Annotated in this window: 4 protein-coding genes and 1 pseudogene; 2 read left to right on the top strand and 3 right to left on the bottom strand. The window is 70.4% G+C overall.

All coding sequences use genetic code 11. From position 1 onward, the window contains the following. The 3 genes and pseudogenes from BCD49_RS38850 to BCD49_RS42960 all read right to left on the bottom strand — a co-directional run. On the bottom strand, positions 1-997 hold a 997-nt coding region (locus tag BCD49_RS38850), incomplete at its 3' end, for a toll/interleukin-1 receptor domain-containing protein (protein ID WP_241832489.1). A 905-nt stretch (positions 998-1902) separates the two neighbouring features. After that, positions 1903-2724 carry an SCO6745 family protein gene (locus tag BCD49_RS38845; protein WP_007507661.1) on the bottom strand — a complete coding sequence of 274 codons (822 nt, stop codon included), beginning with the start codon at positions 2722-2724 and terminating at the stop codon, positions 1903-1905. 264 nt (positions 2725-2988) lie between these two features. After that, positions 2989-3138, bottom strand: a pseudogene (locus BCD49_RS42960) (IS3 family transposase); the annotation flags it as partial. Positions 3139-3464: 326 nt separating this feature from the next. Between BCD49_RS42960 and BCD49_RS38840 the strand changes: the two are divergent. After that, positions 3465-4964, top strand: coding sequence for an esterase/lipase family protein (locus tag BCD49_RS38840; RefSeq protein ID WP_027140380.1), 1500 nt, complete (start codon positions 3465-3467; stop codon positions 4962-4964). After that, positions 4948-7211, top strand: a 2264-nt coding sequence (locus BCD49_RS38835; protein WP_131803657.1) for a transglutaminase-like domain-containing protein, incomplete at its 3' end; no start/stop codon positions are given. The genes BCD49_RS38840 and BCD49_RS38835, both read left to right, overlap by 17 nt.

The following is a 7211-nucleotide window of genomic DNA, read 5'->3' as shown; positions in this document are numbered from 1 at the left end:
CGGTCAGCGGCTGGCCGAGGGGGCGCGGCGCGATGGGCGCCGAGGAGGGCGACGGGGTTGTGGTCTGTCTGGAGCCCGCGCCTCCGGATGAGTGTCCCGGTTCGGCCGCGATCAGCGCGGTGGCCGTGATGGCGGCGGCCGCTAGGACCGCGAGCGGGGCGAGGATCTGGGGGCGGCGCAGCCAGCGGGGCCAGCGGCGTCGTGCCCGGGGCTGGTCGTCCCGGCGCGGCGCCGGCGCGGCCACGCTGATCCCGGTCCTCGTGGGGGCTGGGTGACGAGGCGCGTCGGCGATGCTGGGGTCCGCTTGCCCGGTGATGTGGGTTAGGCCGTCGTCACGCCCGTGATCGGGCTGCCGTATCGGCGGGTCTTGGGCCGCGCGGTCCGGCCGGACGCTGACGTCCGCCGGCTGCGGCTGGGGTGGGTTCGCCGGGTCCGCGGGGGCCGGTGCGGKGGRGGAGGKTGGGGATGACGAGATAGGGAAGTCCGGCTCGCCCGTCAGCATGCTTGGTGATGCCGGGGGGTGAGGGAAGGCAGGTGAGACCGAGGGCTTCGCTCGTCCCGCGACCGCAGCGGCGATCGTGTCGAGCAGAAGCTGGCGGTTGGCCTCGGCCGGCCGCCCGAATAGGTCGATCGAGACGATCTGTCCGAGCAGACCGGGGCGGGGACAGTCTTCCACCCTGATGGGCARCAGCCTGCGGGCGAACCCCAAGGGGTCGGCGGCCTGAGCGGCCTGCCACTCGGCCTGGCCGTACACCGAACGCAGGTAGGAGTCGGAGAGCAGGGCTATGGTGCGTTGCGCGTCAGCCATGCCTTGCTGCATGCGCACCGCCCAGTTCGACCCGGGCACGAAGTCCCACGCCTGAACCAGCACCCGATAGCCAGCGTCCTCCAGCTGCCAGGCGATCCACTCCGCCCATGCCCGATCCACGGCGGTGTAGGAGATGAAGAAGTCGCACCCCGGCGCTGTCCCGCCGCCCGAGGCGCCCCTATCGGACACAGCTCCTAATCCTGCCACCATCCCCCGAGGCCCGACCTGTGGCGTATCGGTCGGTTCCGGCGCGGCGCGAAACGCGTCCCAGCTCTGGAATGCCCCGCCGTCCCACAGCCAGCGCACCCCGAGGTGGACAGCTGCTCTCGGCCGTCGCCGTTTCCTGCGACAAGCAGCATTGTCACAGGAACCGACGCAGACCACGACCACAACTCTCCGAACGGGCTACTCCTGTGCCGTGTCGGCTGCGCTACAGGCAAGCGTCCATCGGCGTGCAGAACGGAACTGTCGGACAGCCGCGGTAAGAACGGCAYGATGCCCCGCCCGAGGTAGTCGAGTCCCTCCGGCGGGGCATCGCCACGTCCAGCACCAGGACACGGCGGTCAAGGGGACCGGCCGGCACCAGATGACGCGCCCGGCGACCTGGTGCCCGGCGCTGACGGCCGGACCGAGAAGATGGCGGCCCGTGACCGCGGATGCGTCAGCCCCGACCGCGCCCGAGGTTTACCAGCTGCGGGTGGTGCTGGCGGGGATCAGCCCGTTGATCTGACGTCGGCTGCTCGTCATCGGCCAGACGACCACCGCTGAGCTGTACCCGGTGACGCAGGTCGTGTTCGGCTGGAGCGACGAGCGTCTGCGCTGCTTCACCGTCCACGGCGCTACTGGGTCGGAGGTGTCAGGATGAACTCCAAGAACCGAGCAGACACGCATCAAGAAACTCCGCCGACGTCTCTAACCTGACGCATCTCGCGGCGCGCGAGCGTGTGGTGTTGGGGTGTACTCCAATCTGACGCCGAGCATCACGTCGTCCAGAGAAAGACGAAGATCCTGTGCCCCTGGGGACACGTTTCCTGCCGGCTCCCGGGTCAAGCACGCCAGCGGCCTGCTCAGAGCGGCCGCTTTCCGTCTACCAGCTACCAGTCCTGGTCGGCGAGGAGCAGCTTGGCGAGCGGTTCGAGGGTGGTCACGAGCTCGTCGAACTCGTCGGGCCCGAGGCTCTCGTACGGCTTCGCGGCGAGGTCGTCGGTGAGCGCTTCGACCCGCTGCTTGATGGCGCGGCCCGTTTCGCTCAGCCAACCGTCATCTCCGATCAGGTTGCGATCACGCATCCCGTCGATCACGGCGGCGAGCTGCGCTGGGGGGAGGTGGTGGATCCGTCCGAACTTCTCCGCGGGCATGCCCACGTCGAGGGCGTGCAGGACGTGAGCCTCCAGGCCGCCGACGCCTTCGGTCATCAGGGCGGCGATGTGCCCGTCGCCACGGTGCTCGCGCAGCATGGAAGCCGCATGGAAGAGGCGGGCCACCACGTCATCGGGGATCGGGATCGCGCGCAGCGCGGCGTACATGGGCCGGCCCTCGAACGGTGCGCTGGTCGCAGCCCTGAGCAACAGTTCGGCGGCCCGTGTGAAGGCGGGCGAGTCGACGTGATCGCCGAGGATTCGCCGCAACGCCTTCACACAACCCATCTGACGAGCGGCGATCGCCGCTTCGGGCGTGGTCGTGTCCCACACTTTCGGGATGTGGCGGGCGACCTCGCCGGGAGCGAAGTTGTAGAAGAGCGCGTCCACCACCTCCGCCGGGACGAGACCTAGGGGCGCCGCCCGTCCGGCGAAGTAGGTATCCCAGTAGTTGGTGAACCCCAGGGCGAACATCGCCTCATTGGGTTCGACGGCTGCGTAGGGGATGACACCGATCGGCTCGACCAGCTCGAACATCCGACGTGCCACCAAGGTCATGGCCTGATCCTCTCCTGCTGCCCAGCGCATCTTGCGGACACTCACGATCACTTAGACGCTTGGATCCCGCGAAACTCATCGAAGTCCTGGCTCAAACGAACGCAAAAACCCTCCTAGCCAGCCGTAAGGGCTCCGGCCTCTCATCATCGTGACTATCGGCCCAGGCCGCGGCGGATCGCCTGCTCGGCCGGTGAGGTCCCGTGGTCTACGTCGTACGGTCAGACCGAGTCCAGGGGATTGTCCCGTGACCGGTGTTTCCGGCGGGTTGATCAGTTCGGTCTTGTAGAGGCCGATGGTGGTCTCGGCTAGCGCGTTGTCGTAGGCGTCGCCGACGCTGCCGACCGACGGGTCGACGCTGGCGGCAGCGAGGCGCTCGGTGAACGCGATCGAGATGCACTGGTGGATCAGCCCCGCGGGCGCAGACTCCTGGGACAGATCGCACGGCGCGACCCAGGACCGTTCGCTCACTGGCAGCTCGGACTGCGACCGACGGCTGGATGACGGGAGCCGGATGAGGCGAGAGCCTCACGTCCGGATCTACCAGCGTCGAGGGGTGAGACTCCCCTCGACGACTCACCCAGCGTCGCAGTGGGCCGTGGCGATGCGGGAGTGGAGCAAAGCGGTGTCGTCGGTTTGCTGACAGCCGTGGCTGGGCATGGTGGCAGTCACGGTAGGGAAGGTGGCGGCTACGCAGATCGCTGTGGCCGTTGGTGGGGCCGCTGTTCTCGGGGGAGACAGGTATGCCGCCTGCGCGTGATCATCTCGTTGTCGTCCTGCCGGGCATCGGCGGGAGCATGCTGGCGGTGCCGGGAACGGATCCGCCGGAGTTGGTGTGGGCGGCGGGGTTGCGGGATATCGGGGATGTGCTGCGCCACCCGGAACGGCTGAGTGTGGAGGAGCGTCCGGAGCTGCGGCCGCTGGGTCTGATCCGCTCGCGAAAGGCGTTCGGGGTGTGGACCGCGGTGCGTGGCTATGAGGGGCTGCTGGGCAGGCTGATGGCGTTGGACGGGGCGGTGCTCGACGACGGGTCGCGGCCGGTGCCAAACCTGGACGCGACGGTGGTCGCGTTCGGCTACGACTTCCGCCGCAGCGTTGCGGACGCGGCACGGCGGCTCGATGACGAAATCCGCCAGCGGGTTCGGCATCTATGGCCGCAGGATCCGCTTCAGGCCGCGAGGGTGTTGCTAGTCGCGCACTCGATGGGCGGACTCGTTGCCCGCTACTGGGCGGCGCTGCCGGGCAACGACCAGTTGTGCCGGGCGATGCTCACCCTGGGCACCCCGCACCGGGGGGCGCCGAAGGCGTTGGACATCCTCGCCAACGGCGTTGCTGTGGGGCCGTCTCGGATCCGCCGGCCGCGGGAGGTACTGCGTGGCTGGCCGAGCGTCGCGGAGCTGATGCCCCGTTACCCCGCGATCGCCGACCTCCGGCAGCCGTCGCATGGTTCTCCTCATCGCTCGCTGGAGAGACGAGCGTCGGCGGCCAACGGGCGCGGGCGTGGGTTTCTGCGGCCGGACGAGGTTCCGATGGATTGGCTGGAGCCCCTGGCACGCGGCGCGGCCAAGGTGCATCAGGCGATCGACGCCTGCTGGAACGACATGCCCCGGACTGGGCCGCAGGTTACGCCGCGGATTGGCTACGGCCATGGCACGCTGCGCGGCTGCAGCTGGGACGGTGAAAAGGTCAGGGTCGGCCGGGCGGTCGGTACTGCTGGGCTGGGTGCCTGGGCCGACGACCTTGGCGACGGGACTGTTCCCGCGATCAGCGGTCTGCCGGTGGAGATGGAGCGGCACTCGCCGCAGGACCTGCGGGTTGCGTTCCGCCACGGCGCGATCGTCGATCTCGACGAGGTGGTGCCGTGGGTGGAGTCGTTCGAGCGCCGACCGGCGGATCTGCAGTATTACCGGAAACCGGACGAGCGGCCGGTCGCGCTATGCCTGGAGCTCGACGAGTTGGCACTCGCCGGCCGGGCCCTCAGCGTCGCTGCGACGGTCCGGGGCGTGGACGCGGACCTGTCGTCGACCGCCATGTGGGTGACGCTGCGACCAGAGGCCAAGCAGGGATCGTCGGCCGACGTGCGGCTAGCCTGGGACGGCAGCGGCCGCGCCTTCCACGGCGAGCTAGCCACCGCTCTTCCGGGAGTGTATCGGCTTCAGGTCGATGCCCGTGAGGTGCCGCAGGCGGGTTGGCTGCGCGCGGCGGAGGTGGTGGAGGTGCTCGACAATGTCGACCTCGATTAACTGGCCCGCTTGGCCCCGCACCAACCCAGCCCAGCTGGCACGCTACGTCGTCCCCGACGTCGTCGGCCGCCATGCGCGAGTCCCGCAACGCTCCGGCGAGGCGCCGCTGGCTTTGCTCCGGGAGACCTGGCGCGAGCTGGCTGACCGGAACATCGGCTACGCCTACGAACCCGACGCCCCGCAGGCCGTGGACGACGAGCAGCCGACGGCGGCGCGGGTCGACGTCCAGGTCATCCGGCCACCGGGTGAAGTGCTGGTCGCGCCTGGCAGCGGGACCTGCCTGGACGTGGCGCTGCTGCTCGCCGCAGCCTGCCTGACCGCGGGCCTGCCCGCCGCCGTCGTGCTGCTCACCTCCGTCCGCCGGGCCGGCGGGGCAGGGCATGCGGTCGTCGCGGTAGCCATCGACGGCGCCTGGCCGGACGGCACGCCGACAAGTGGTGTGTGGGAGACAGCACCGACTGGCTTCGCCGACCAGGTTGCACACAGTCTCGACGGGCCGCCGAGGCCTCTGGTCGTGCTCGACCCGGTCGGGTTAACGCGCTCCCTGGGCAGCTCGCCGATCCTCGGTACCGCCGCGACCCTTGAGGAGGCCGGGGTTGCCGGGGCCCGCTATCTGACCGGCGGTGACTGGGCGTGGCAGGCCGGGATACCTGTGGCCCGTCGCGACGACGCCTATCGCCCGGCGGCGCTACCCGACGTGCTTCCGCTGCGGGGGATCTACCGGGAGCCGGGCACGGCCGAGTCGCCGCTGCGGTTGCTACGCGCCGAATATCAGGTCACCCCGTTCCAGTCCCGCGACGAACTGACCGTCCTGGCCGACTACTGCGATCAGGTCGCCGCCGGTGACCGGCTCGGCTTCGCGGTGCTCCACGGCGTCGGCGGCGCCGGGAAGACCCGGCTCGCTCTCGAGCTCGCCGCCCGGCTGCGCGCCGACGGCTGGTACGCCGGCCCGCTCCTCGACGACCTGCACGACCCAGCGTCGACGAGCTGGCTGGCGACCGTGACCGCCCCGCTGGCGGTCGTCGTCGACTACGCCGACGCCCGGACCACCGAAACCAATGCCCTGCTCCAAACACTCGCCGCCCGGCAAGGACCGCCCACCGTCGTCATCCTGACCGCCCGCTCTACTGACGGCGGCTGGCTGCAAAAGATCCTCGGCGCCCAGACCGCCAGCGCCACCCCCTTCCGCATCGAGGAGTTTGAGCTTCCCGACACCCATCCGCGGCCGGGGGACGTCTATGAGCGCACCGCCGCCGCCATGCGCGCCACCGACCCAGCATCACCAGCGAGCCCGATACCGCCGCTGCGGCGCCCGTCGCCGGGCCGGCGATGGACCACCCTCGACCTGGTCCTGCTCGGCTGGGCCGCCGCCCAAGGCACCGGACCGCTGCCGACCAGCCACGACKACCTCTACAACGAGATCCTCGACCACGAACGGCGCTACTGGACCCGCGCCTACACCCGCATCAACCGCGAGCGCGAACCCGAGCCGGACATCCTCGACCACGCCGCGGCCTGCCTGACCCTGCTGACCCCGCCCCCCGCTGGCGCGGCCAGCACTCTGCGCGCCGTACCGGAACTAGACGAGGACAGCCGTGAGCGCCGCGACGTTGCCCGCGCGCTGACGACCTGCTTCGACCCCGGCCCCCACCAGAAGTTGTCGCTACGCCCCGACCCCATAGGCGACCACCACCTCCTCATCGTCCTACGCAAACACCCCGCCCTACTCACCCGCGCGCTACCCCCACCAGCCGACAGGACAGGACAGGCCGACGCCGAGCAGCAGGCCGACCTGCAGCGGCTGCTCGACGCGCTCGTCGTGCTCACTCGCGCCGGCCAGAACGACCCCGACGCCGCCGCAGCCCACATCGAGACCTTGCTCCGCGACGGGCCGGACCGCTGGCCGGTCGTCCTCGCCGCCGCCACCTCCCTCGGGGGCCCCAGCCGCACAGCCCTCGAACGCCTCACCGTCGCGGACGATACCCCGCTGGACCTCGACGCCCTTTCCGCCAACATCCCGCTGCAGCCCCTTGGGCTCTGGCAACTCGGTCAGCTCGTCGACGACCGCAGGCTGGCCGAAACCCCACCCGACGACCCCCAGCGGCGCGCCGATCTCCTCCTCCTGGTGAGTCACCGCCGCGTCCTCGCCGGCGACCGGCTGGGAGCGCTGGCTGCGATCGACGAGGGCGTCGCCGCGTACCGCCAGCTCGCCGACGTCAACCCCTCCGTCTACCTCCCCGACCTCGC

Origin of the sequence: Pseudofrankia sp. EUN1h (assembly GCF_001854645.1) — a bacterium.
Taxonomy (GTDB): Bacteria; Actinomycetota; Actinomycetes; order Frankiales; family Frankiaceae; genus Pseudofrankia; species Pseudofrankia saprophytica.
The sequence above is the reverse complement of the archived record's forward strand: the minus strand, read 5'-3'. Positions and strand labels throughout refer to the sequence as shown.